This is a genomic window from Pseudomonas paralactis, assembly GCF_001439735.1.
Classification (GTDB): Bacteria; Pseudomonadota; Gammaproteobacteria; order Pseudomonadales; family Pseudomonadaceae; genus Aquipseudomonas; species Aquipseudomonas paralactis.
On sequence record NZ_JYLN01000009.1, the window covers coordinates 48,621 to 73,165 of the forward strand.

Annotated in this window: 22 protein-coding genes; 11 read left to right on the forward strand and 11 right to left on the reverse strand. The window is 61.5% G+C overall.

Annotated elements, in window-relative coordinates; translation table 11 throughout:
- Window positions 1-228: 228 nt before the first annotated feature.
- The 3 genes from TX23_RS21185 (at window position 229) to TX23_RS21195 (ending at window position 3,875) form a co-directional block, all read left to right on the forward strand.
- A complete protein-coding gene (locus TX23_RS21185; RefSeq protein WP_003193966.1) occupies window positions 229-1,041 on the forward strand; it encodes a cytochrome C assembly family protein in 813 nt (270 codons plus the stop codon).
- A gap of 12 nt (window positions 1,042-1,053) precedes the next feature.
- A complete protein-coding gene (locus TX23_RS21190) occupies window positions 1,054-2,292 on the forward strand; it encodes a transporter associated domain-containing protein (RefSeq protein WP_057703886.1) in 1,239 nt (412 codons plus the stop codon).
- A gap of 272 nt (window positions 2,293-2,564) precedes the next feature.
- Window positions 2,565-3,875: an MFS transporter gene (locus tag TX23_RS21195; RefSeq protein ID WP_057703887.1), complete on the forward strand. Its 1,311-nt coding sequence runs from the start codon at window positions 2,565-2,567 to the stop codon at window positions 3,873-3,875.
- Between the two features lie 112 nt (window positions 3,876-3,987).
- Here TX23_RS21195 and purT read toward each other — a convergent pair whose 3' ends face one another.
- From purT to TX23_RS21220, 5 genes are all read right to left on the reverse strand, one after another.
- Window positions 3,988-5,169, reverse strand: a complete 1,182-nt coding sequence (gene purT, locus TX23_RS21200; RefSeq protein WP_057703888.1) for a formate-dependent phosphoribosylglycinamide formyltransferase — start codon at window positions 5,167-5,169, stop codon at window positions 3,988-3,990.
- 70 nt (window positions 5,170-5,239) lie between these two features.
- Window positions 5,240-5,707 (reverse strand): VUT family protein, encoded by a 468-nt coding sequence (locus TX23_RS21205; protein WP_057703889.1) that lies wholly within the window; start codon window positions 5,705-5,707, stop codon window positions 5,240-5,242.
- Between the two features lie 147 nt (window positions 5,708-5,854).
- Complete coding sequence (locus TX23_RS21210; RefSeq protein WP_057703890.1) at window positions 5,855-6,070, reverse strand: DUF1289 domain-containing protein; 216 nt, start codon at window positions 6,068-6,070, stop codon at window positions 5,855-5,857.
- Window positions 6,067-6,591: a gamma carbonic anhydrase family protein gene (locus tag TX23_RS21215; RefSeq protein WP_057703891.1), complete on the reverse strand. Its 525-nt coding sequence runs from the start codon at window positions 6,589-6,591 to the stop codon at window positions 6,067-6,069. Before TX23_RS21215 ends, TX23_RS21210 begins: the two co-directional genes overlap by 4 nt.
- A 35-nt stretch (window positions 6,592-6,626) precedes the next feature.
- Window positions 6,627-7,229: a CoA pyrophosphatase gene (locus TX23_RS21220; RefSeq protein ID WP_017736785.1), complete on the reverse strand. Its 603-nt coding sequence runs from the start codon at window positions 7,227-7,229 to the stop codon at window positions 6,627-6,629.
- Between the two features lie 147 nt (window positions 7,230-7,376).
- On the opposite strand from TX23_RS21220, the gene TX23_RS21225 reads away from it, so the two are divergent.
- The 7 genes from TX23_RS21225 to nagE all read left to right on the forward strand — a co-directional run bounded on the left by TX23_RS21225 (window position 7,377) and on the right by nagE (window position 15,872).
- Complete coding sequence (locus tag TX23_RS21225) at window positions 7,377-7,925, forward strand: NUDIX hydrolase (RefSeq protein ID WP_047711704.1); 549 nt, start codon at window positions 7,377-7,379, stop codon at window positions 7,923-7,925.
- A gap of 37 nt (window positions 7,926-7,962) precedes the next feature.
- Window positions 7,963-8,466 (forward strand): L,D-transpeptidase family protein, encoded by a 504-nt coding sequence (locus TX23_RS21230; protein ID WP_057703892.1) that lies wholly within the window; start codon window positions 7,963-7,965, stop codon window positions 8,464-8,466.
- 262 nt (window positions 8,467-8,728) lie between these two features.
- The gene (locus TX23_RS21235) at window positions 8,729-9,475 is read left to right on the forward strand and encodes a GntR family transcriptional regulator (RefSeq protein ID WP_032895423.1); all 747 of its coding nucleotides are present in this window, start codon (window positions 8,729-8,731) and stop codon (window positions 9,473-9,475) included.
- A gap of 22 nt (window positions 9,476-9,497) precedes the next feature.
- Window positions 9,498-10,604 (forward strand): N-acetylglucosamine-6-phosphate deacetylase, encoded by a 1,107-nt coding sequence (nagA, locus tag TX23_RS21240; protein WP_057703893.1) that lies wholly within the window; start codon window positions 9,498-9,500, stop codon window positions 10,602-10,604.
- A complete protein-coding gene (locus tag TX23_RS21245; protein WP_087149512.1) occupies window positions 10,585-11,607 on the forward strand; it encodes an SIS domain-containing protein in 1,023 nt (340 codons plus the stop codon). The genes nagA and TX23_RS21245 overlap by 20 nt, the downstream gene beginning before the upstream one ends.
- 30 nt (window positions 11,608-11,637) lie before the next feature.
- Window positions 11,638-14,148 carry a phosphoenolpyruvate--protein phosphotransferase gene (gene ptsP, locus TX23_RS21250; protein ID WP_057703895.1) on the forward strand — a complete coding sequence of 837 codons (2,511 nt, stop codon included), beginning with the start codon at window positions 11,638-11,640 and terminating at the stop codon, window positions 14,146-14,148.
- A 26-nt stretch (window positions 14,149-14,174) separates the two neighbouring features.
- The gene (nagE, locus tag TX23_RS21255; protein ID WP_057703896.1) at window positions 14,175-15,872 is read left to right on the forward strand and encodes an N-acetylglucosamine-specific PTS transporter subunit IIBC; all 1,698 of its coding nucleotides are present in this window, start codon (window positions 14,175-14,177) and stop codon (window positions 15,870-15,872) included.
- Window positions 15,873-15,987: 115 nt separating this feature from the next.
- Here nagE and TX23_RS21260 read toward each other — a convergent pair whose 3' ends face one another.
- From TX23_RS21260 to purL, 5 genes are all read right to left on the reverse strand, one after another.
- On the reverse strand, window positions 15,988-16,257 hold the full coding sequence (locus tag TX23_RS21260; RefSeq protein WP_020301367.1) for a DUF6124 family protein: 270 nt from the start codon (window positions 16,255-16,257) through the stop codon (window positions 15,988-15,990).
- Between the two features lie 531 nt (window positions 16,258-16,788).
- Window positions 16,789-17,235 (reverse strand): hypothetical protein, encoded by a 447-nt coding sequence (locus TX23_RS21265; RefSeq protein ID WP_032900861.1) that lies wholly within the window; start codon window positions 17,233-17,235, stop codon window positions 16,789-16,791.
- A complete protein-coding gene (locus TX23_RS21270; protein WP_005791146.1) occupies window positions 17,219-17,857 on the reverse strand; it encodes a DUF6036 family nucleotidyltransferase in 639 nt (212 codons plus the stop codon). Before TX23_RS21270 ends, TX23_RS21265 begins: the two co-directional genes overlap by 17 nt.
- A 313-nt stretch (window positions 17,858-18,170) precedes the next feature.
- Window positions 18,171-18,482 carry an NIF3 1 gene (locus TX23_RS21275; RefSeq protein ID WP_003193986.1) on the reverse strand — a complete coding sequence of 104 codons (312 nt, stop codon included), beginning with the start codon at window positions 18,480-18,482 and terminating at the stop codon, window positions 18,171-18,173.
- Window positions 18,483-18,486: 4 nt separating this feature from the next.
- Window positions 18,487-22,383: a phosphoribosylformylglycinamidine synthase gene (gene purL, locus TX23_RS21280; protein ID WP_057703897.1), complete on the reverse strand. Its 3,897-nt coding sequence runs from the start codon at window positions 22,381-22,383 to the stop codon at window positions 18,487-18,489.
- 286 nt (window positions 22,384-22,669) lie between these two features.
- Between purL and mltF the strand changes: the two genes are divergently transcribed.
- Entirely contained in the window at window positions 22,670-24,130 is a 1,461-nt protein-coding gene (gene mltF, locus TX23_RS21285; RefSeq protein WP_057703898.1) for a membrane-bound lytic murein transglycosylase MltF, read from the forward strand.
- 136 nt (window positions 24,131-24,266) lie between these two features.
- On the opposite strand, the gene TX23_RS21290 is transcribed toward mltF, so the two are convergent.
- Window positions 24,267-24,545 carry a PTS transporter subunit EIIB gene (locus tag TX23_RS21290; RefSeq protein ID WP_057703899.1) on the reverse strand — a complete coding sequence of 93 codons (279 nt, stop codon included), beginning with the start codon at window positions 24,543-24,545 and terminating at the stop codon, window positions 24,267-24,269.

Below are 24,545 nucleotides of genomic sequence, written 5' to 3' on the forward strand. Positions count from 1 at the left end.
GATCCTTTCAGGCCCTACTCATCAAAATGCAGGTAGACCGAGGTAATGGCGGCCCAGGCTCTGGCAAATCGCTATTAACAACAGCGCTCGGCGAGCCTGCGGCGTGGGCAGGTCGCAGATTATAGCGAAGACTGCGCCCATGCACACCCGCTGTCTGGCCCGGGAGTCTTTCTTGCAGCGCAGGTGTGTGCCAAACTCAACGACTTTCGGGCTTGCCTACCAGGATTTATGCTCCCCTTGTCACCCAGTTTGCTACCCAGCCTCGCCGCCGCCATTTTGTATGCCGCTGCGACTCTCTATCAGGGCACTCGTCTGGCCCAAGGCGCCAAAGCGGACAAACGTCTGCTCGTCGGCCTTGGCGTGCTGGCCCTGCTGGCCCATGCCGCCAGCCTGTTCACTCACCTGATGACGCCGGTGGGCCTGGGCCTGGACTTTTTCAGCGCCGCCAGCCTGATCGCCGCGGCCGTCATCGCGCTGACGCTGCTGGCCTGCTACCGCATTCCCGTCGAGAACCTGCTGGTGCTGCTATTCCCCCTGGGCATGCTGACGGTACTGCTGGCGCAATTCACCCCTACCGGCACCGTACAGGTGATCGATGAGGAACCGGGCATCCTTGCCCACATCCTGTTGTCGATCCTTGCCTATGGCATGTTCACCATCGCGGTGTTCCAGGCCCTGCTCCTGCTGCTGCAGGATCACCAGCTCAAGCACAAGCACCCGTCGGGGCTGATCAAGAACTTCCCACCGTTGCAAACCATGGAAAGCCTGCTGTTCGGGTTCCTGTGGGCCGGCTGGACCCTGCTGTCGCTGTCGCTGATCTCCGGCTGGCTGTTCGTCGAGAACCTGTTCGCCCAGCACCTTGTGCACAAAACCCTGCTGGCGTGCCTGGCCTGGGTGGTATTCAGTGTGCTGCTGTGGGGCCGCAACCGCCTCGGCTGGCGTGGGCACAAGGCAATCCGCTGGACCCTGGCCGGGTTCTGCCTGCTGATGCTGGCCTATTTCGGCAGCAAGCTGGTTCGCGAATACATCCTGCATATCTGACGGGCAGCGATCATGGATAACTTGCCCCTGGAGCCAATGCTCGCCGTCATTGCCTTGCTGATTTTATGGGCGGCGCTGTTTACCGCCATCGAAGCGGCACAACAACATCTGTTGGCCCTGCGCCCCGGCACCCGCCAGGGCGACAAGGCTGCCGCACGCCTGAGCTTCCCGCGCCATAGCCTGATCCTGTGCAACAGCCTGTGCCGCGCCGCCGTGGTGATCCTGTGCACGCTGCTGGCAATCTATGCCTGGGCGCAGAACGGCCCATGGCTGGGTTGGCTGATCTCCTGTGCACTGCTGCTGATTCTCGCCGATTACCTGCCTCGCATCTTGGCCACCCGTCATCCGCAAGCGGTGCTGGGTTTTGGTAACGCCCTGCTGGGCGTACCGCTGAAAATCCTCTATCCACTGGCCTGGTTGCTCAATGGCATCAGCCTGTTGCTGCTGCGTCCATTCACACGCAAATCCGGTGTGGTGAAAAACAGCGACGAACCGCTGCCGGACCATGACGACCAAGCGCCGCTGGAGATGGACGAAGATCGTGCGCCCGGTATGCCCGGCATCCATGCGCTGGATAACATCACCGTCAACGACATCCTGGTGCCCCGCAGTGAAGTGGACGGCATCAACCTGGACGACTCGATCGATGAAATCATCGAACAACTGCGCAACTCCCAGCGCACACGCCTGCCGGTGTTCCACAGTGATATCAACCAGGTCGAGGCAGTGCTCAATACACGCCAGGTCCAGCACCTGCTGCCCGACGCCAGCCTGACCAAAGAGGCATTGCTCGCCGCCTGTCACGAACCCTACTTCGTACCGGAAAGCACACCGCTGCAGCTGCAATTGCTGAACTTTCACAAGCAGCAACGGCGCCTGGGCATGGTGGTGGACGAATACGGCGAAGTGCTGGGCATCGTTACCCTGGAAGATATCCTGGAAGAAATCGTCGGCGAATTCGAAAGCGATCAGGCTGTGGATAACCCGCACATCGAAGCCCAGCCCGATGGCCGCTACATCATCGATGGCGCCGCTTCGATCCGCGAACTAAACAAAAGCCTGGGCTGGCACCTGCCCAGCGACGGCCCCAAAACCCTCAACGGCCTGGTGACCGAAGCGCTGGAAACCATCCCCGATTGCGCGGTATGCCTGAAAATCGGCCGCTATCGCCTGGAAATCCTCGAGACCGAGGATAACCGGGTGAGCAAGGTGTTGATCTGGCATACCAGCCATGTGCCGGTGGCCGCCTGACCTCAGCAGGCTCCCACATTGATCCAGTTCCAGGCCATAGATCCTCACCAGCCCCTTGTTGGATCCTTAGCCCCCTTCCTATAATCCCTGCGGCTTACCCAAGCCCCGCCCGACCGCGTGCTATCCGCACTCAGCGTGTCCAGGCACCGCCTTACCATGTCCGACCGGTGTTTGCTCCCATCCCGAGCCGCTCCGCGCATTGCCCTGATCCATGGGTGTTCGACCAATAATAATCCGCGTCCAAACGCGCAATGACCGTCAGGGATACCTCCATGAGCACGACCTACCAAGAGGGCGCAGCCGCCGCCCCGACCAACTCGACCGCCCGCGTCGCCACGGCGAGCATCGTCGGCACCGCCATCGAGTTCTACGATTTCTATATCTACGCCACGGCCGCCGCACTGGTGATCGGGCCGGTGTTCTTCCCGCAGACGTCCGGCACCGCACAGATGCTGGCCTCGTTCCTGACGTTCGGCATCGCCTTTATCGCCCGCCCGTTGGGGTCGGCGTTGTTCGGTCACTTCGGCGACCGCATCGGCCGTAAATCAACCCTGGTGGCTTCGCTGCTGCTGATGGGGGTGTGCACCACCTTGATCGGTTTGCTGCCCGGCTATGACAGCATCGGCGCCTGGGCACCGATCCTCTTGTGCGTATTGCGCTTCGGCCAGGGCCTGGGCCTTGGCGGAGAATGGGGCGGCGCGGCCTTGCTGGCGACCGAGAACGCGCCCAAGGGCAAACGCGCGTGGTTTGGCATGTTCCCGCAGTTGGGCCCGTCGATCGGCTTTCTGGCGGCCAACGGTTTGTTCCTGATCCTGGCCATGAGCCTCAATGACGAGCAGTTCCGCAGCTGGGGCTGGCGCATCCCGTTCATCCTCAGCGCCGCGCTGGTGATGGTGGGCCTGTATGCACGCCTCAAGCTGCACGAGACACCAGTGTTCGCCAATGCGGTGGCCCAGGAAAAGCCGGTCAAAGTGCCGCTGGTGGAATTGTTCAGCCAACATTGGTTGCCGGTGCTGCTGGGCGCCGCGTCGATGGTGGTGTGCTATGCGCTGTTCTATATCACCACTGCATTTTCGTTGAGCTACGGCGTTTCCACCTTGGGCTACAGCCGTGAAACCTTCCTCGGCCTGCTGTGTTTCGCGGTGCTGTTCATGGGGCTGGCGACACCGCTGGCGGCATTGGCCAGCGACCGTTACGGGCGCAAGCCGGTGCTGATTGTCGGCGCGGTCCTGGCGATTCTGTCGGGCTTTACCATGGAGCCGCTGCTGACCCATGGCTCGACCTGGGCGGTGGCGCTGTTCCTGGCGCTGGAGCTGTTTTTGATGGGTGTGACCTTCGCACCGATGGGCGCGCTGCTGCCAGAACTGTTCCCGACCCGCGTGCGTTATACCGGCGCATCGGCGGCGTATAACCTGGGTGGGATCGTGGGAGCCTCGGCGGCGCCGTTCTTCGCGACCAAGCTGGTGGCGATGGGCGGGCTGAGTTATGTCGGTGGGTATGTGTCGGCGGCAGCGTTGCTGAGTTTGATTGCAGTGCTGTGCCTGAAAGAGACGCGGGATAACGACTTGAACAAGGTCGCCTGATAGACCGCTATCGCAGGCAAGCCAGCTCCCACATTAGAAAGCACTCACATCAAAATATGTGAACCCAATCAAATGTGGGAGCTGGCTTGCCTGCGATAGACGCGACGGGGTTTTAGAGCTCTACAACAACTGCTTGGGAAGCACGGGTCGCCTTGGCCCGAGCCGCTTCAATCGACTCGTCCCGCGCCAGCGCCACGCCCATACGGCGCTGGCCATTCACTTCAGGCTTGCCAAACAGACGCAACGCCGTATCCGGCTCGCTCAACGCAGAGCCGAGGTTGGCAAACGCCGTCTGGGTCGACTGCCCTTCCACCAGGATCACCGCCGAAGCCGAAGGCCCGAACTGACGGATCAAAGGGATCGGCAGACCCAGGATGGCCCGGGCGTGCAGGGCAAACTGCGACAGGTCCTGGGAGATCAAGGTCACCAGGCCAGTGTCATGGGGGCGCGGCGACACTTCGCTGAACCACACCTGATCGCCTTTGATGAACAACTCCACACCAAACAGACCACGACCGCCCAAGGCTTCGGTCACCGCCTTGGCGACGCGCTCGGATTCGGCCAAAGCAATCGGGCTCATGGCCTGAGGCTGCCAGGATTCCTGATAGTCGCCCTTCTCCTGACGATGACCCACCGGAGCGCAGAACGTCGTGCCGCCGATGTGGCGTACGGTCAGCAGGGTGATTTCGTAGTCGAAATCGATAAAGCCTTCGATGATGACCCGGCCCTTGCCGGCACGACCGCCCTCTTGGGCGTAGTCCCAGGCTTTCTGCACGTCATCAGTGCTGCGCAACAGGCTCTGGCCCTTGCCCGACGAACTCATCACCGGCTTGACCACGCACGGAAAACCCAGGTCCTGGACGGCCTTGCTGTAGTCTTCGAAGGTGTCGGCGAAGTGGTACGGCGAGGTCGGCAGGTCCAGTTCTTCGGCGGCCAGGCGACGGATGCCTTCACGGTTCATGGTCAACGACGTGGCGCGGGCGGTCGGGATTACGGTAAAGCCTTCGGCCTCCAGTTCCACCAGGGTGGCGGTGGCGATGGCTTCGATTTCCGGCACGATAAAGTGCGGCTTCTCCGCCTCGATGACCGCACGCAGCGCTGCGCCGTCGAGCATGTTGATCACATGGCTACGGTGCGCCACCTGCATGGCCGGCGCGTTGGCGTAGCGATCCACGGCAATCACTTCAACGCCCAGGCGCTGCAGTTCGATCACTACTTCCTTGCCCAGCTCACCGCAGCCACACAGCAAAACGCGGGTCGCGGTTGGCGACAATGGAGTTCCGATTCGGGTCATCTCAGGTCCTCAGGGGAGCGGATCATGGGGGAGAAAGGCCGGCATTTTACATGAACTGTAAAAATTGGCCTCAGTTGGCGACAGCCCGCCGGCGAATGCGCCAGGCCATGATCAACCACACCACGGTGACACCGGCGAATTTGGACACCAACGCCGTGCCCGCTACCGCTGGTGTGAGCGCACCGATCAAACCGAAGAAAATAAAGGTATCGAGGGGAATGCTCAGCGCCGAACTTATCCACAGGCGGTCATGTAGCGGGCGCTTGGTGATGCTGAACACCAGCCAGTCGATACACTCGGACACCGCAAACGCCGTGGCACTGGCCAGGGCGATGGACGGGTCGGAGGTGATATAGGACAGCACCAGCGCCGCCAGCATGGCGATGATTGCGCCATGGCCGAAGCGGGTTTGCACCATGTCGCGCAGGATAAACACCAGGCCGCCCCAGGCAGACCAGATGACATCCAGGTGTGGGGCGGTAGAGAAGGCGAAGTTGATCAGCACGACGCTGCTGATGTAGGCGATCAGGAAAAGCATGGGGATGGACCTGTGGGTAATGCCGCACAGGGTACACAATTACAGGGTTGTCGTCTGGCAGGGCCTCATCGCAGGCAAGCCAGCTCCCACATTTGAACGCATTCACACATCAAGGGTGGGAGCTGGCTTGCCTGCGATGGTGGCCTGTCAGGCGCCAGATTTCCCAGGGGTCATCCACATCATCCCACTGGCCACCGCCCGCTCATGGCACAACCCCAGCACCACCCGGCGCTCGGCGTTGTCCATGCGGCTCCAGCGCGTGATTTCATCTACATTGCGCTGGCAGCCGGTGCAGATATCGTCGTCATCCAGCGCGCAAATACTCACGCACGGCGAGGCAACAGGCCGTTCAACCGTACTCATTCTTCCTGCTCAACCAGATCCCGCGCGTAACGCTGCGAGTTATGCACATAGTGCGCAGCGCTGGCTTCGAGCATCCGCTTCTGCGCCTCGGTCAACTCACGCACCACTTTGCCCGGGGAGCCCATGACCAGCGAGCCATCGGGGATTTCCTTGCCTTCACCGATCAGCGAGTTGGCGCCGATGATGCAGTGCTTGCCGATCTTGGCGCCATTGAGGATCACTGCGTTGATACCGATCAAGCTGTAGTCGTCAACGGTGCAGCCGTGCAGCATGGCGTTATGGCCAATGGTCACGCCAGTGCCGAGGGTCAGCGGGTAGCCCATGTCGGTGTGCATCACGCTGCCGTCCTGCACGTTGCTGTTCTTGCCGATCAGGATCAGCTCGTTATCGCCACGCAACACCGCGTTGAACCAGACGTTGGCGCCCTCCTCCAGCTTGACCTTGCCTACCAGCGTGGCATTGGGTGCGACCCAACTGTTGGGATGCGTCTCGACGCGGGCGTCGCCCAGGCGGTATTTCATGGTTTTCCCTCACGGCTTGCCATTCATGCGATGGCTTAGATATTGATAAAACTTTTGGGCGGCTGGTGCAGGCTGATCTTGGCATCGTCGTAGAGCAGGTTGATCAGCTCGACAATCATGATCGCCGTCAGCCCCCAGATCTTGTATTCGCCGAACCTGTAGCTTGGCACATACCAACTGCGGCCCTGGTAATCGATGCGGTGGGTATGTTCGCGCGGGTCCTGGCGGAAAAACTCCAGGGGCACACTGAAGACAGCGGCAATTTCGGCGTCGTTGGCCAGGTATTCGACGTAATCGGGGATCACGCCTACATAGGGGGTTACGCGGATGCCGTGCAGGGAAATCAGCGGGCTCAACGGGCCGATGACTTCAACCAGCCCAGGCGGCAGGCCGATTTCTTCTTCGGCTTCGCGCAAGGCGGTAAAGATCAGGTCCGGGTCTTCAGGGTCGCGGCGCCCGCCGGGAAAGGCCACTTCGCCACCGTGGGTCGACAGGCCGCTGGCGCGCAGGGTCAGGATCAGCTCGGGTTCGTCACTGCGGGTAATCGGCACCAGCACCGCCGCCTCGGGGAAACGCCCGTCGGTTTCCAGGGTGTGGGGGGTGTGATTGCTTACCCGGCGAAGTAGCTCGTCCAGCATGAGTCATCTCGGTCTGTTGGCTACCTTGCATCATGCACCAAAGCGTGCGAGCGCCCAACCCCAAAACCGCAGGGCTGTCGCGAAACGACAACTTGCAGGAACGCCCGGCACCGAGCCAAGATGTGCCCATTGTCCAGGAACCCCAGCATGAATTTCTGCAGCCAGTGCGGCAAACCGGTGACCCAACGCATTCCCGAAGGCGACGCACGCCTGCGTTATGTATGCGACCACTGCTCGACCATTCATTACCAGAACCCCAATATCGTCGCCGGTACCGTGCCGGTGTGGGGCGACCAAGTGCTGCTGTGCCGCCGCGCCATCGAGCCACGCCTGGGTTACTGGACCCTGCCCGCAGGCTTTATGGAAAACGGCGAAACCGTCGAGCAGGCGGCCATGCGTGAAACCCTGGAAGAAGCCTGCGCCCGCGTGCGCAACCTGAGCCTCTATACCCTGATCAATGTGCCGCACATCAGCCAGGTGCATATCTTCTACCGCGCAGAACTGATCGACCTGGACTTTGCCGCTGGCCAGGAAAGCCTGGAAGTGAAGCTGTTCGACGAAGCCGATATCCCTTGGTCCGAGCTGGCTTTCCGCACGGTCGGGCGTACCTTAGAATGCTTTTTCGCTGACCGTCGCCAACAGGCGTACCCGGTACGTAGCGAATCTGTGCCACCGCTGTCCAAGCCCGCCCAATAACAAGCCGGCCGATCGTCGCCAAAGGGATACCGTTTCAATGCGTTGGTTGCTTGCTCTGATCTGCCTGTCGTTCGCCACGCTGTCCCCGGCCGCCACGGTGCAAACCCTTGGCGGTAAAACGGTCGAGAAAGTCCTGGTGCTCAAGTCCGCCCACCAATTGCAACTGATCAACGACGGCAAACCGTTCAAGACCTACCGCATTTCCCTGGGCAAGAACCCCAAGGGCCACAAGCTGATCGAAGGCGACCGCCGCACACCCGAAGGCCTCTACTGGATCGACTGGCGCAAGACCAGCGACCGCTTCAACCTGGCCATGCACATTTCCTACCCCAACATCAGCGACGCCGCCCGCGCCCGCCGCGAAGGCGTAAAGCCGGGCAGCATGATCATGATCCACGGCACCCCCGACACCGAAGACTACCCGGAACAGTGGTTTCACACCCTGGACTGGACCGACGGCTGCATCGGCATGCGTAACGTGGACATGCGCGAAGTGTGGAGTCTGGTCAAAGACGGCACCCTGATCGAGATTCGGCCGTAATCACGCGCCGTTCGTAAAATAATTCGAAAATAATTCCTGCCCCAGGCAGCGCCTGCCGGTGAATACCAGTTCACCGCGCGGGACCCTGCACTTGTGCGCGCAATAAAGACCTCTCTAATACCACTTAATACAAAGCCCCATTAAAGCGCCCTGAAACCGGGATTCGCACCGTTTTAGTAGCATTGACATGGTATTTAAGTGGTATTAGTTTTCGGCCATTACCGGGCGACAACATTCCAATAACGCATCGGAAACCTGACAGATGAATCCCATCCTGGCCCTGCGCCCCGACGATAAGCAGTCCACGCCGCTGTACCTGCAACTGGCTCGCAGCCTTGAAGCCGCGATCCATGCCGGCCAGTGGAAGTCCGAACAAGCCTTGCCTTCGGAACGCGCCCTCAGCGAGCAGTTGAGCATCTCGCGGGTCACCGCCCGTAAAGCGCTGGAAGTGTTGCTGGCCCAAGGCCTGATCCGTCGCAGCCAAGGCTCCGGCACCTTTATCACGCCGCGTCTGGAACAACCTTTGTCGCGCCTGTCGGGGTTCAGCGAAATGCTGCGGCTCAAGGGGTTTGTGCCCACGTCCCAGTGGCTGGAGCGCGACATCACCCCGCCAACCCACGAAGAGCTGATCCGCCTGGGCCTGTCGCCCACCGACAAAGTGGCGCGCCTCAAGCGCCTGCGCAAAGCCGATGACACGGTGATGGCGATTGAAATGACCGCCATGCCGGCCTCGGTGTTGCCTCATCCCCAGGCCATCGGCAATTCGTTGTACGAATACCTGGAGAGCATCGGCAAGCCCATCGTGCGCGCCTTGCAGCATATCCAGGCGATCAATGCCTCGGACGAGTTCGCCGCGCTGGTCGGCATCGCCCCCGGCACCGCCATGCTACTGATGACCCGCGTGGGCTACACCGCCGACAACACGCCGATTGAGATCACCGACACCTATTGCCGCAACGACTACTACGACTTCGTCGCAGAGCTGCGCCGCCATGACTACTCCGCCTGAAGGCGAACTTAGAGAACTGCCCATGACTGAAGACAATATCCTCACGCCCAGCGGCTGGATGCGCGGTCGCCTGGTGCACGAGCACGGCAAGGTGGTCGCCATTGACGGCACGCCGTGCGACCCGGCCGACAACGACCTGCCCTACCTGTTGCCGGGCTTTATCGACCTGCATGTGCATGGCGGTGGCGGCGCGGACATCATGGAAGGTGCGGGCGCCTTCGAGACCATTACCCGTACCCACGTGCGTTTTGGCACCACCTCGCTGCTGGCCACCACCATGACGGCGCCGGTGGAAGAAATCTCCCGGGTACTCGGTGAGCTCGGCACGTTCTGCGAACAGCGGCCAGCCGGCAGCGCCCGCGTACTCGGCGTGCACCTGGAAGGCCCCTACATCAATCCGGGAAAACTCGGCGCCCAACCCAACTTCGCCCACACCGCGTTGATGCAGGAAGTGGAAGCCTACCTGCGCCTGGCGCCGATCCGGGTGATCACCATCGCCCCGGAAATCGCCGGCCACGACGGCCTGATCCGCGCCCTCAGCCAACGCGGCGTGCGCATGCAGATCGGCCACACCCTGGGCAGCTATGAAGAAGGCGTTGCTGCCCTGGCCGCTGGCGCCACCAGTTTCACCCACTTGTACAACGCCATGAGCCCGCTGCATCACCGCGAACCCGGCATCGTCGGCGCCGCATTGGCCCACGCCCAGTACGCCGAGTTGATCCCGGACTTGCTGCATGTGCACCCCGGCGCCATGCGCGTGGCGTTGCGCTCGATCCCGTGCCTGTACTGCGTGACCGATTCCACCGCCGCCGCCGGTATGCCCGACGGCGAATACAAGCTGGGCAGCCACACCGTGACCAAATGCCTGGGCGGCGTGCGCCTGGCCGACGGCACCCTGGCCGGCAGCACGCTGACCATGGACCAGGCGCTGCGCAACCTGGTGAAAATCGGCCTGCCGCTCAGCGAAGCCTCACAACGCCTGTCGCAATTTCCTGCGGACTACCTGGGCCTGGAAGAACGCGGCCGCCTGCAACCCGGCAGCTTTGCCGACTGCGTGCGCCTGGACCGCTCCCTGACACTCACCGACGTAATGGTCGAAGGAGACACCATTGACTTCAAAAATGCTTGAAGAGGCCCTGGCCTCCTGCGACGCCGTCGCGGCCCAACTGCAACGCCTGGACCCGATGCTGGAAGAAATCGCCGGGCGCCTGCGCCGCCAGCCGCCGCAAGTGGCGATGACCATCGCCCGCGGCAGCTCGGACCATGCCGCCAGCTACTTCGCCTATCTGGCCATGCAGCATGTGGGCATCCCGGTGGCGTCGTTGCCGATGTCGGTAGTGACCCTGTTGCAGGCGCCGATGAAGGTCAGCGGCCAAGTGGCATTCGGGTTCTCCCAATCGGGGCAGAGCCCGGATCTGGTCAACAGCCTGCGCCTGTTGCGCAAGCGGGGTGCCTTGAGCATCTCAATGGTCAATGCCGAAGACTCGCCGCTGGAAGCCGCCTGCGAGTTCCACGTGCCGCTGTGCGCCGGGCCGGAACTCAGCGTGGCCGCCACCAAGAGTTTTATCGCCACCCTCAGCGCCAGTGCACAGTTGATCGCCCACTGGAACCAGGAAACCGACCTATTGCAAGCCTGCCAGGCTCTGCCCGATGGCCTGCGTGACGCCGCCAGACAGGATTGGCGCCTGGCCGTCGACGCCCTCAAAGGCAGCCAGCGCTTGATGGTGATCGGTCGTGGCGCCGGGTTTGCCATCGCTCAGGAAGCCGCGCTCAAGCTCAAGGAAACCTCGGCGATCCAGGCCGAAGCCTTTAGCAGCGCCGAAGTGCGCCATGGCCCGATGGCGCTGATTGACGAGAACTACCCCCTGCTGGTATTCGCCCCACGTGGTGCCGAGCAGGCCGGCCTGTTGAGCCTGGCCGCCGATATGCGCCAACGCGGCGCACGCGTGCTGCTGGCCGCACCGGACGATATCGCCGAACGCGACCTGACGCTCAGCCGCGCCGAACACCCGAGCCTGGACCCGATCCTGGCGATCCAGAGCTTCTACGTGATGGCCGCAGGCCTTGCTGAGGCACGGGGCATGGACCCGGACCAGCCGCGTCACCTGAGCAAAGTCACCCGCACGCACTAAAGCGGCGTTTTCCTGATGAGTACCGTGCCCATGCCCAACAACAATAATCCATTGACCCTTAGCGCCCCCTTGAGTGGGCCGGTGCTGGCCCTGAACCGCGTCCCCGACGAAGTGTTCGCCAGCGGCGCCATGGGCGACGGTCTCGCTATCGACCCGCTGAACGATTGCCTGCAGGCGCCCTGCGACGGCGTGATCATCCATGTCGCCCGCACCGGGCATGCGCTAACGCTTCGCGCCGACAACGGTGCCGAAGTGTTGATGCATATCGGCATCGACACTGTTGAGCTCAATGGCGAAGGCTTTGCCTTGCTGGTGAAGGAAGGCGCACGAGTGAGCGAGGGCCAGCCGTTGGTGCAGTTTGATCTGGATCGTATTGCGCGCCAGTGCAAGAGCTTGGTGAGCCTGATCATCCTCACCAACAGCGACCGTTTTGCGCTGACGCCTCTGGCAGTGAAAAGCGTCAAGGCCGGTGAACCGCTGATGCAATTTGCCCCGCGTTCGGGCACCGCCGTGCAGGCAGCTGTGGATAACTCCAGCGCCGAAGCCAGCGCCAGCGTGCACATCACTCACCGTGGCGGCTTGCATGCGCGCCCTGCCGCACTGGTGCGCAAGACGGCGCAAGGTTTCAGCAGTCAATCGCAGCTGCACATCGGTGATAAATCAGCGGCGTGCGACAGCCTGATCGGCCTGATGGGGCTGGGTATTGGCGAAGGCGACGAGGTGCGGGTGACCTGCCGTGGCACCGATTGCGAAGCCGCGTTGCAGGCGCTGGTCGCCGCGCTGTCTGTGGTGGTGCACGAAGAACATCAGGCGCCGGTCGTGGCCACGCCCCGCCGCGTGAATACCCAAGCCAATGTACTGCAAGGCGTGTGCGCGGCACCGGGCCTGGTGTGCGGGCCGTTGTTCCGCCTGACGGGCATCGAGCTGCCGCAAGACACCGGCAGCCATAACGTCGAGGAGCAACAGCAACAGCTGAATGCGGCCCTTGAGCAAGTGCGCGGTGAAATCCGCAGCACCCTGGACCACGCTCGCCAACGCAAGAACGTCGAGGAAGAAGAAATCTTCGCCGCCCACCTCGCCCTGCTGGAAGACCCGGCGTTACTCGACGCAGCCACCGCCGCCGTCGAAAAAGGCAGCGCCGCCACCCACGCCTGGCGCGATGCGATCCAGGCCCAATGCGCCGTGCTGTTGGCGTTGGGCAAGCCGCTGTTCGCCGAGCGCGCCAACGACCTGCGCGACCTGCAACAGCGGGTATTGCGTGCGTTGCTGGGTGAAGCCTGGCATTTCGAATTGCCGGCCGGTGCGATTGTCAGCGCCCATGAACTGACGCCCTCAGACCTGCTGCAACTGAGCACGCAACAGGCCGCAGGCATCTGCATGGCCGAAGGCGGCGCGACCTCCCATGTGGCCATTTTGGCCCGAGGCAAAGGCTTGCCCTGTGTGGTGGCGTTGGGCGATGAAGTGCTCGACGTGCCCCAAGGCCAACGGGTGGTGCTCGACGCCGCCAATGGCCGCCTGGAACTGGCCCCCAGCGAAGCGCGCCATGCCGAAGTCCACCAGATTCGCGAAACACAAAAACTGCGTCGTAAAGAGCAGCAGGCCCAAGCCCAGCAAGCGGCGAGTACCCGCGATGGCGTGACCATCGAAATCGCCGCCAATGTCGCCTCCAGCAGCGAAGCCCAACTGGCGTTCGCAAACGGCGCCGATGGCGTCGGCCTGCTGCGCACCGAATTCCTGTTTGTCGACCGTCGCACCGCGCCGGATGAGCAGGAACAACGCCAGGCTTATCAGGCTGTGCTAGACGCCATGGGTGACAAGTCGGTGATCATCCGCACCATCGATGTGGGCGGCGACAAGCAACTCGACTACCTGCCGCTGCCCGTCGAGGCCAACCCGGTGCTGGGCCTGCGCGGCATTCGCATGGCCCAGGTACGCCCGGAACTGCTCGACCAGCAACTGCGTGCCCTGCTGCAAGTCGCGCCGCTGGGGCGTTGCCGCATCCTGCTGCCGATGGTCAGCGAGGTGGATGAACTGCTGCAGATTCGCCAGCGCCTGGATGAACTGTGCGCCGAGTTGGGTTTGAGCCAGCGCCCCGAACTGGGGGTGATGATCGAAGTGCCCGCCGCCGCGCTGATGGCCGAAAAGCTCGCCGAGCATGCGGACTTTTTGTCCATCGGCACCAATGACCTGTCCCAGTACACCCTCGCCATGGACCGCGACCACGCAGGCCTGGCCGCCCGTGTCGACGCGCTGCACCCGGCGTTGTTGCGGCTGATCGCCCAAACCTGCGCCGGCGCAGCCAAGCATGGCCGTTGGGTTGGCGTGTGCGGCGCGCTGGCCTCCGACCCGCTGGCCACGCCGGTACTGGTCGGCCTGGGCGTCACCGAGCTGTCGGTAAGCCCGCCGCAGATCGGAGAGATCAAGGACCGCGTTCGTCATCTGGACGCGGCGCAATGCCGGCAACTGAGCCAGGCACTGCTCGACCTGAGCAGCGCTAAAGCCGTTCGCCAAGCCTGTCAACACCACTGGCCGCTGAGCTGAAAACAACAAGAATAGGGAGACACGCCATGTACCAACACTTTATCGAAGGCCTGCAACGCCTGGGCCGCGCACTGATGCTGCCGATCGCGATCCTGCCGATCGCCGGCTTGCTGCTGCGCCTGGGCGACACAGACTTGCTCAATATCGCGGTGATGCACGACGCCGGGCAGGCGATCTTCGCCAACCTGGCGCTGATCTTCGCCATCGGCATTGCCGTGGGTTTTGCTCGCGACAACAACGGCACCGCAGGCCTTGCCGGGGCGATTGGCTACCTGGTGATGATCTCCACACTCAAGGTGATGGACACGTCCATCAACATGGGCATGCTCGCCGGTATCGCCAGCGGCCTGATGGCGGGCGCGCTGTATAACCGCTTCAAAGACATCAAGCTGCCGGAGTACCTGGCGTTCTTTGGCGGGCGACGCTTTGTACCGATTGTCACCGGTTTTTCGGCGGTGGGCCTGGGCGTAATCTTTGGCCTGATCTGGCCGCCGATCCAGCACGGCATCAACAGCTTCGGCGTGCTGCTGATGGAAAGCGGCAGCCTGGGCGCGTTCGTGTTTGGCGTGTTCAACCGCCTGCTGATCGTCACCGGCTTGCACCACATCCTTAACAACATGGCCTGGTTCGTGTTCGGCAGCTTTACCGACCCGGTGACCGGCGCGGTGGTCACCGGTGACCTGACCCGCTACTTTGCTGGCGACCCCAAAGGCGGCCAGTTCATGACCGGCATGTTCCCGGTGATGCTGTTCGGCCTGCCCGCCGCGTGCCTGGCGATGTACCGCAATGCGTTGCCAGAGCGGCGCAAAGTGATGGGCGGGATTTTCCTGTCGATGGCGCTGACCTCGTTCCTCACCGGGGTGACCGAACCGATTGAATTTGCCTTCATGTTCCTGGCGCCGTTCCTCTACTTGCTGCATGCACTGCTGACCGGCCTGTCGATGGCCGTGACCAATATGCTGAATATCCACCTCGGCTTTACCTTCTCCGGTGGTTTTATCGACATGGTGCTGGGCTGGGGCAAGTCCACCAATGGCTGGCTGGTGGTACCGGTGGGCCTGGCCTACTCGGTGATCTACTACACGGTGTTCAGCTACTGCATCCGCCGCTTCAACCTGAAGACGCCGGGCCGTGAAGACATCCAGGTGGTGCAGGCTGAAGCGATGAGCGATAACCAGCGTGCGACGGCTTATATCCAGGCGTTGGGTGGGGCTGAGAACTTGCTGAGTGTGGGTGCTTGCACCACGCGGCTGCGCTTGGACATGGTGGATCGCAACAAGGCGGTGGATGCAGCGTTGAAAGCGCTGGGCGCCATGGCTGTGGTGCGGCCGGGGAACGGCGGCAGTTTGCAGGTAGTGGTTGGGCCAATGGCCGATAGCATTGCTGATGAGATTCGCTTGGCGATGCCGGGGTTTGTTGCCGCAACGCCTGTAGCGGTTGCGCCTGTGGATAAGCCGGTGGCGGTGAATGTACACGAGGCCGAAAAGTGGCTGAATGCCCTGGGTGGCCGAGAGAATGTGCGCCAACTGGAAGCGGTAGCGATGACCCGGTTGCGGGTGGAGTTGGGGGATGATTCGGTGCTGTCTGAAGCGGACCTCACTGCGCTGGGTTGCAAGGGTGTGAGCCAGCTGGATAGCGGGGTTTGGCACTTGTTGATTGGTGACAAGGCTTTAGGTTTGGGTGAGGCTTTGGAGCGGTTGGTTACCCGCCCTATCAACGCCTGACCGATCGTTCCCACGCTCTGCGTGGGAATGCCGCCCCGGACGCTCTGCGTCCCGCCCTGCGCAAGGGTGACGCAGAGCGTCACAGGATGCATTCCCACGCGGAGCGTGGGAACGATCAGTTAGCGGTGGCTGCTGACACTTCGTGAAGATCCAGCACCCGATCCACCATCAACTGGATCCCTTCCACCATCCGATGAATCCCCAGCACTGCATCACGCAGGGGGCCGTCGACATCAAAAGCCAGTTGACCCGCCAGTGCCTGCACGGATGCCAGGTCTTGGGAGGCGTTGGCGAGCAGGGTTTCGCTGTTCAGGTTGGTTAGGATGGTGAAGATTTGGTCGGTGGGCTGGGAATCAGATGGGGGATTTGGGCTGTCTTTGATCATGGTAAACCTCTGGTGTGAAGTAAGAACTACCAGCATCACTTGCAGATGATGGGTGGCAGCTGTGTGCGGGCCTGCAAGACCGAGAGTCACCAGCAAGTCTCGGTAGACCCGAAGGTCTCCCGCACACAGCCGCCATAAATGGCGACCATGAAAAAGCGCCGCAATTATAAAGGCGCTTGTGACTAACTGGTGAGGTTTCGGCGGGCTTGCAGTCCCGGTCACTGAATTGGCAGCGACTGGCGAAGGTTAGTTGTGCGAGTTCCGACGGACAACCTGAAAGGCTTGTCGGAAATCTCCGAGAGCTGAAGATATCGCAGACAGCAAAAACTCGGCCTAAGCCGTAATGCCGTTCAGTTAAGGCATTTTGTAGGAGCGAGCTTGCTCGCGAAAAACTCACAGGCGCCGCGTTCATTCAGGAAGCACGCGTTATCGTTGACGCTTTTCGCGAGCAAGCTCGCTCCTACAGAGGGCGATATACGCTTAACTGAACGGCATTAGGCCTAAGCCGAGTTCTTTGATAGCTATCTATACCTAGGCAGACTTCGCACGCTGGTCGGCTTCATAGTGGCGGGTCTGAAAAGGCATCAAGGTCTGAACCTTCAAACCCAGACCCTCACTTAATCCCCAGGACATTGCCAGTTCGTCACGACGACTGCGCAACGCAACAGCGCCTTGGGATTTCACGTATTGCCTTGAGGCTGAGAACAGTTCAAGCGCCTTCAACGCTTCCTTTACCCGACTATCGGTCGCACACGAAAAGCGTGTGAAGCGCTCAAGCAAATAGCCTGCGCGACGAAGCTCTACCTCACTGGAGTGCTCCTGAATGAACGCCCTCACCTCGCCCACAAGATTGGTATCCGAATACCACACAGCTTTCGCTGCACTGACCAAGGCAGCATCATCAGCCTGATTCAAGGGGCTTTTGACCAGTGTGTCCAAGGCGGAAGAGAGGACCGGACCGTTAAAGGGCTTCGCCATCTGCAGTCTCCAGATAATCGTGCAAGATATTGGTCAGTATGGATCTGGGTGGCTCTTTGTTGCCAACATACATATCAATCGCCTGCAATGCCAGCTGACGGAGCTCAGCGGTCACTATGAAGCCAGCCCTGAGCAACGCCATGATGTCATCTACATCCTGATCAGTGGCTCTGCCCAATTTGGAGATTGCAATGTCGATAGGCGCAGCTACATGAAGATGCAACGCAGACTCAAGAGGAAACTCTTCCAGGGGAAGACTTCGCTCCCAGTAGTCTTCGTGGAGCGGACCAAAGCTAGTGTTGTATTGGAGGTCATAGTTCAACTCCATGACACGGCCAGACTGCTCATCGAAAAACTGTTCTGGAAACTCTGCAAGCAATGTTCGTAGGCGCAGCGTGTCTTGAGTATTTGCGCAATAAATCTCCGCATCCACGTCCGTGGACACACGGTGGTGGGTATATAAATGAACAGCACAACCACCGAATACAATGACCTGGACCGCGCCCGGACTGGCGCCTTCGAGCGTCAATTCCATTTCAATGGCTCTGAACATTGAAATCAGAGCTTGCCCTAGCGCAGAGCTGGTATTGAGGCGAGGAACAACGAAATCTGGAATTTGCATATAGAATTTCAAACCGTACGCAAGATCATTGCTGGACGGGTCTTGAATTCAAGCCCCGATCACTGAGTTATCAGCGACCGATTGAGGCTAGGGAGACAGATTCCGACGGACAACCTGAAAGGCTTGTCGGAAAGTTCTGAGGCGCTTGCACCGACGCCATCGCAGGCAAGCCAGCTCCCACATGGGATTGATGTACGGTCTGACAACGGGGTCAAATGTGGGAGCTGGCTTGCCTGCGATTGGCACTTACAGCCAACAAAAAACCCGCCGACCAAACTGGCCCAGCGGGTTTCTTGTTTATGCAGCCAACAGATCAAAAATCCGCCAACTGCCACACCTCATACGCCGGTGTCTCATACGGGTGACTGAGTTTCAAAGCAGCCACGACAGCCACGATCAATTCATCCGCCACCACCAACTCAACCTTCCACTCTTCAACCACTTCAACCTGGCCCACCTGCCCGATAAACGGCTGGCTGCCGTCCAACGCGCGGAATTGGCCCTGGCCCAGCACTTGCCAGGCGCAGCTGTCGTAGTCGCCGATGCGCCCGCCGCCGGCTGCGAAGACGGCGGTTTTTACCGTCTCCACATGGCTGTCGGGCACGAAGAAGGCGAGCTTGTACACGGCCTTAGTTCACCCACACGCGAGCGTTGCGGAACATGCGCATCCAGGCACCGTCTTCGTTCCACTCTTCCGGGCGCCACGAGTTCTGCACGGCGCGGAATACGCGCTCCGGGTGCGGCATCATGATGGTCACGCGGCCGTCGCGGCTGGTGAGGCCGGTGATCCCGCGCGGCGAGCCGTTCGGGTTGGCCGGGTAGCTTTCGGTGACCTTGCCGTGGTTGTCGACGAAACGCAGGGCTACGGTGCCGGACAGGTCGGCTTCGAGCAGCGCTTCTTCGCTGGCGAATTCAGCATGGCCTTCGCCGTGTGCGATGGCGATCGGCATACGCGAACCGGCCATGCCCTGCAGGAAGATCGAGTTGGACTCCTGCACCTGCACCATGGCGACGCGGGCTTCGAACTGCTCGGAACGGTTGCGCACAAAGTGCGGCCAGAACTCGCTGCCCGGGATCAGTTCGCTGAGGTTGGACATCATCTGGCAACCGTTGCACACACCCAGGGTGAAGCTGTCGTTGCGTTCGAAGAAGCCCTGGAACGCATCGCGGGCACGGCTGTTGAACAGGGCCGACTTGGCCCAGCCTTCACCGGCACCCAGCACGTCGCCGTAGGAGAAACCACCGCAGGCCACCAGGCCCTTGAACTCGTTGAGGTCAACGCGACCGGCGAGGATGTCGCTCATGTGCACGTCAATCGCATTGAAGCCGGCGCGGTCGAACGCCGCCGCCATTTCCACCTGGCCGTTGACGCCCTGCTCACGCAGTACGGCAACCTGAGGACGAATGCCCTTCTTGATGTAAGGCGCGGCGATGTCCTGGTTGACGTCGAAGCTGAGCATGGTGCTCAGGCCCGGGTTGTCTTCTTCCAGGATCACGTCGAATTCCTGCTCGGCGCAGTCGGCGTTGTCGCGCAGACGCTGGATCTGGTAGCTGGTCTCGGCCCACTGGCGTTGCAGCAAACGACGCTGACCGGTAAAGACCGTGTCGCCGTTGAAGGAGATATTGACTTCGCCGTTGTTGATCGGCTGGCCAATTACCGCCACGCACTCGGCCAGGCCAGCGGCGCTGAACTGGGCGAGCACGTCTGGGGTCGCGTCCTGGCGTACCTGGATCACTGCACCCAACTCTTCGTTGAACAGGATGCCGTTGATTTCGGCAGCATCCTCGGCAACGCTGTCGAGCACGATGTTCAAGCCGCAGTGACCGGCGAAGGCCATTTCGACAACGCTGGTCAGCAAACCACCGTCGGAACGGTCGTGGTAAGCCAGCAGGTGGCCGTCGGCGTTCAGACCCTGGATCACGGCGAAGAAGGCTTTGAGGTCTTCGGCGTCATCGACGTCTGGGGCCTGCTTGCCGAGCTTGCCGTGGGTCTGCGCCAGGATCGAGGCGCCCATGCGGTTCTGGCCACGGCCCAGGTCGATCAGGATCAGGTCGGTGGTGCCCTTGTCCATGCGCAGTTGCGGGGTCAGGGTCTGGCGGATGTCGGTGACCGGCGCAAAGCCGGTGACGATCAGCGACAGCGGCGAAGTGACGCTCTTGTCGGTGCCGTCTTCGTTCCAGCGGGTGGCCATGGACATGGAGTCCTTGCCCACCGGAATGGTGATACCCAGTTCCGGGCACAGCTCCATGCCGACGGCTTTGACCGTGTCGTACAGGCGCGCATCTTCACCCGGGTGGCCGGCAGCGGACATCCAGTTGGCCGACAATTTGATGTCGGACAGCTTGCCGATACGCGAGGCCGCGATGTTGGTGAGGGTTTCACCAATGGCCATGCGGCCCGACGCCGGAGCGTCCAGCAGGGCCAGCGGCGTGCGCTCACCCATGGCCATAGCTTCACCGGTGTACACGTCGAAGCTGGTGGCGGTGACGGCAACGTCAGCCACCGGCACCTGCCATGGGCCGACCATTTGGTCACGGGCCACCAGACCAGTGATGGTGCGGTCGCCGATGGTGATCAAAAAGCTTTTGCTCGCCACGGCCGGGTGGTGCAGCACGCGTTCGATGCTGTTGGCCAGGTCCAGCGTGCTTGGGTCGAAATCATCGCCCAGCTCGCTTTCACGTACCGCCGAACGGTGCATGCGCGGGGCTTTGCCCAGCAGCACTTCCAACGGCATGTCCACCGGGCTGTTGCCGAAGTGGCTGTCGGTGACGGTCAGTTGCGGCTCGGCAGTGGCTTCGCCGACCACGGCAAACGGGCAACGCTCGCGTTCGCAGATGGCCTGGAAGCGTGCGAAGTCTTCAGGACCGACGGCCAGTACGTAGCGTTCCTGGGATTCGTTACTCCAGATTTCGTGCGGGGCCATGCCCGGCTCGTCGTTTGGAATGTTGCGCAGTTCGAAACGGCCACCACGGTCGCCGTCGTTGACCAGTTCCGGGAAGGCGTTGGACAAACCACCGGCACCGACGTCGTGGATGAAGCTGATCGGGTTCTTGTCACCCAACTGCCAGCAACGGTCGATGACTTCCTGGCAGCGGCGCTCCATCTCAGGGTTTTCGCGCTGTACGGAAGCGAAGTCCAGGTCTGCCGAGCTGGTGCCGGTGGCCATGGAAGAAGCCGCGCCGCCGCCCAGGCCGATCAGCATCGCCGGGCCGCCGAGCACGATCAGCTTGGAGCCAACCAGAATCTCGCCTTTCTTGACGTGTTCTTCACGGATGTTGCCCATGCCGCCAGCCAACATGATTGGCTTGTGGTAACCGCGCACTTCATCGCCACGCGGGGTGGTGATGGACTGCTCGAAGGTCCGGAAGTAACCGGTGAGCGCCGGGCGCCCAAATTCGTTGTTGAACGCGGCGCCGCCCAGCGGGCCTTCGATCATGATGTCCAGCGCGGTGACGATGCGCTCAGGCTTGCCGTACGGCACTTCCCACGGCTGTTCAAAGCCCGGGATCTGCAAGTTGGATACGGTGAAACCGGTGAGGCCCGCCTTGGGCTTGGCGCCACGGCCGGTAGCACCTTCATCGCGGATTTCACCGCCCGAACCGGTAGCTGCGCCCGGGAACGGGGCAATCGCGGTCGGGTGGTTGTGGGTTTCAACCTTCATCAGGATGTGCACCGGCTCCTGCACCGCGCCGTACTGGCGGGTTTCCGGGTCCGGGAAGAAACGGCCGGCGACGGAGCCGACGATCACCGAGGCGTTGTCCTTATAAGCCGACAGAACGCCTTCGCTGTGCATCACGTAGGTGTTCTTGATCATGCCGAACAGGCTTTTCTCTTGGCTTTGGCCGTCGATGTCCCAACTGGCGTTGAAGATCTTGTGACGGCAGTGCTCGGAGTTGGCCTGGGCGAACATCATCAGTTCGATGTCGTGGGGGTTGCGCTTCAAGCCGTTGAAGGCGTTGACCAGGTAGTCGATCTCGTCTTCGGCCAGGGCCAGGCCCAGCTCGGTGTTGGCCTTCTCGAGGGCGGCGCGGCCACCGCCCAGCACGTCAATGGCGGTGAGCGGCTTCGGCTCGGCGTGGCTGAACAGGCCGGCAGCCTGTTCCAGCTGGCTGACGATGATCTGGGTCATGCGGTCGTGCAGGCTGCTGGCGATCAGCTCCGCCTCGGCGTCGCTGAACTGGCCGGCGACGTAGAAGGCGATCCCACGCTCCAGGCGCTGGATTTTGTCCAGGCCGCAGTTGCGGGCGATGTCGCTGGCCTTGCTCGACCAGGGCGAGATGGTGCCGAACCGTGGCAGAACCAGGAACAAGCGGCCAGTCGGCTCTTGAACGGGAACGCTTGGGCCGTACTTCAGAAGGCGTGCCAGCACTTGCTGTTCGTCGGCGGTCAAGACGCCGGTTACGTCGGCGAAGTGAGCAAATTCAGCGTACAGGCCTGTAACAGCTGAAACCTTCTGGCTCAGTTGCTCAAGGAGTTTGCTGTGGCGAAAGGCAGAAAGGGCAGGAGCGCCGCGCAGGATCAACATCTTCGGGACAGCCTCGGGAAGGGGTGTGCTTTGAGGCCGTGCATTCTAGCGTAAACCTTCGCCAACGGCACCCGAAACGCTACCGGTGGCCGCCGCCGAACGTCAGTTGGCACGCTTTGCCTGGGATCAGGGCGTTATCCAGGGCATTGGGCGCAGTTATTTTAACCGTCACAAACGCTCGCCAAGCCCCGTTTCTGCGGGCTGCAGCACAGTTTTACGCTGGCTAGCAGACAAGTGCGCCGCTGTCGAGATATGGCGCCGTGAGCCGTTTGCGTATACTGCGCAGATGTTCTTCCCAACTGTTTCGCGCCTGCGATGGGTCAAATGGCTCATCGCCACCCTGCTCTTCCTGATGCTCAGTGCCTGTGTTGATAAACCCAGCACACTGGAGCGAATCAAGGAGGATGGCGTATTGCGGGTGGTCACCCGCAACAGTCCGGCCACGTATTTCCAGGACCGTAACGGTCAGACCGGTTTCGAATATGAACTGGTCAAGCGTTTTGCCGACGAGTTGGGCGTGAAGCTGGAAATCGAGACCGCCGACAACCTTGATGACCTGTTCGGTCAGTTGGGCAAACCCAACGGTCCGGTTCTGGCCGCCGCCGGCTTGGTCAGCAGCGAGCAGCGCCGGCAACAGGTGCGTTTTTCCCACCCGTACCTGGAAGTGACCCCGCAGATCATCTACCGCAACGGCCAATCGCGCCCCACCAACGCCACCGACCTGGTGGGCAAGAAGATCATGGTGCTCAAGGGCAGCACCCACGCCGAGCAACTGGCGGCGCTGAAGAAGCAGAACCCCGCAATTGAATACGAAGAGTCCGACGCGGTTGAAGTGGTCGACCTGCTGCGCATGGTCGACGAGGGGCAGATCGACCTGACCCTGGTGGACTCCAACGAAGTCGCCATGAACCAGGTGTACTTCCCCAATGTGCGCGTGGCCTTCGACCTCGGCAATGCCAGCAATCAAAGCTGGGCCGTGGCGGCAGGCGACGACAACAGCCTGCTCAACGAGATCAACAGTTACCTGGACAAGGTGGAGAAGAACGGCACCTTGCAGCGTCTGAAAGACCGTTATTACGGGCACGTCGACGTGCTCGGTTATGTGGGCGCCTATACCTTTGCCCAGCATCTGCAACAACGCCTGCCCAAGTACGAGAAACACTTTCGTGCGTATGCCAAGGCAGAAAAGGTCGATTGGCGGCTGCTGGCAGCCATCGGCTACCAGGAATCGCTGTGGCAACCCACGGTCACCTCCAAGACCGGCGTGCGCGGCCTGATGATGCTGACCCAGAACACCGCGCAAGCCATGGGCGTGTCCAACCGCCTGGACCCCAAGCAGAGCATCATGGGCGGCGCCAAGTACCTGGCCAGGATCAAGGATGAGCTGGACGACAAGATCGCCGAGCCCGACCGCACCTGGTTCGCCCTCGCCGCTTACAACGTAGGCACCGGCCACCTGGACGACGCGCGCATCCTGGCGAAGAAAGAAGGCCTGAACCCGAACAAGTGGCTGGACGTGAAGAAAATGCTGCCACGCCTGTCGCAGAAGCAGTGGTACAGCAAGACCCGCTATGGTTATGCACGTGGCGGCGAGCCGGTGCATTTTGTGGCGAACATCCGGCGTTACTACGACATTCTTACCTGGGTGACCCAGCCGCAACTGGAAGGCAACCAGGTGGTGGAAGGCAACCTGCATGTGCCGGGCGTGGACAAGACCAAGCCTGCGCAAGACACCCCTCAACTCTGATCACGACAGCCCGCACACTGCAAATCCCTGTGGGAGCCGGGCTTGCCCGCGATGGCGGCCTGACAGTCAAGGTATTCGGCGCCTGACACACTGCTATCGCGGGCAAGCCCGGCTCCCACATTTGATCATCGTAGCCTTATAGGCCGGTGAGCAGGTGGAGCACGCCGCCCGGCAGTACCATCACGGCGGGTATGCCCGCTGCCTTCAACGCCGACTCATCCAACCCACCCACCTCCTTTAATTGCACCCTCACCCGCGTCAGTGCCACGCGCTGCTGTGACGTGACGTTCCCCTCCCCACCCAATGCACTCAGCACCTCGGCCGACAACAGGCTCGGTGTCGGTACGGCAACCGAATCCGCCACCAAATCAGGCGTCAGGGCTTTCCAGAACGCCCGCTGCAATTTCTCGAACAT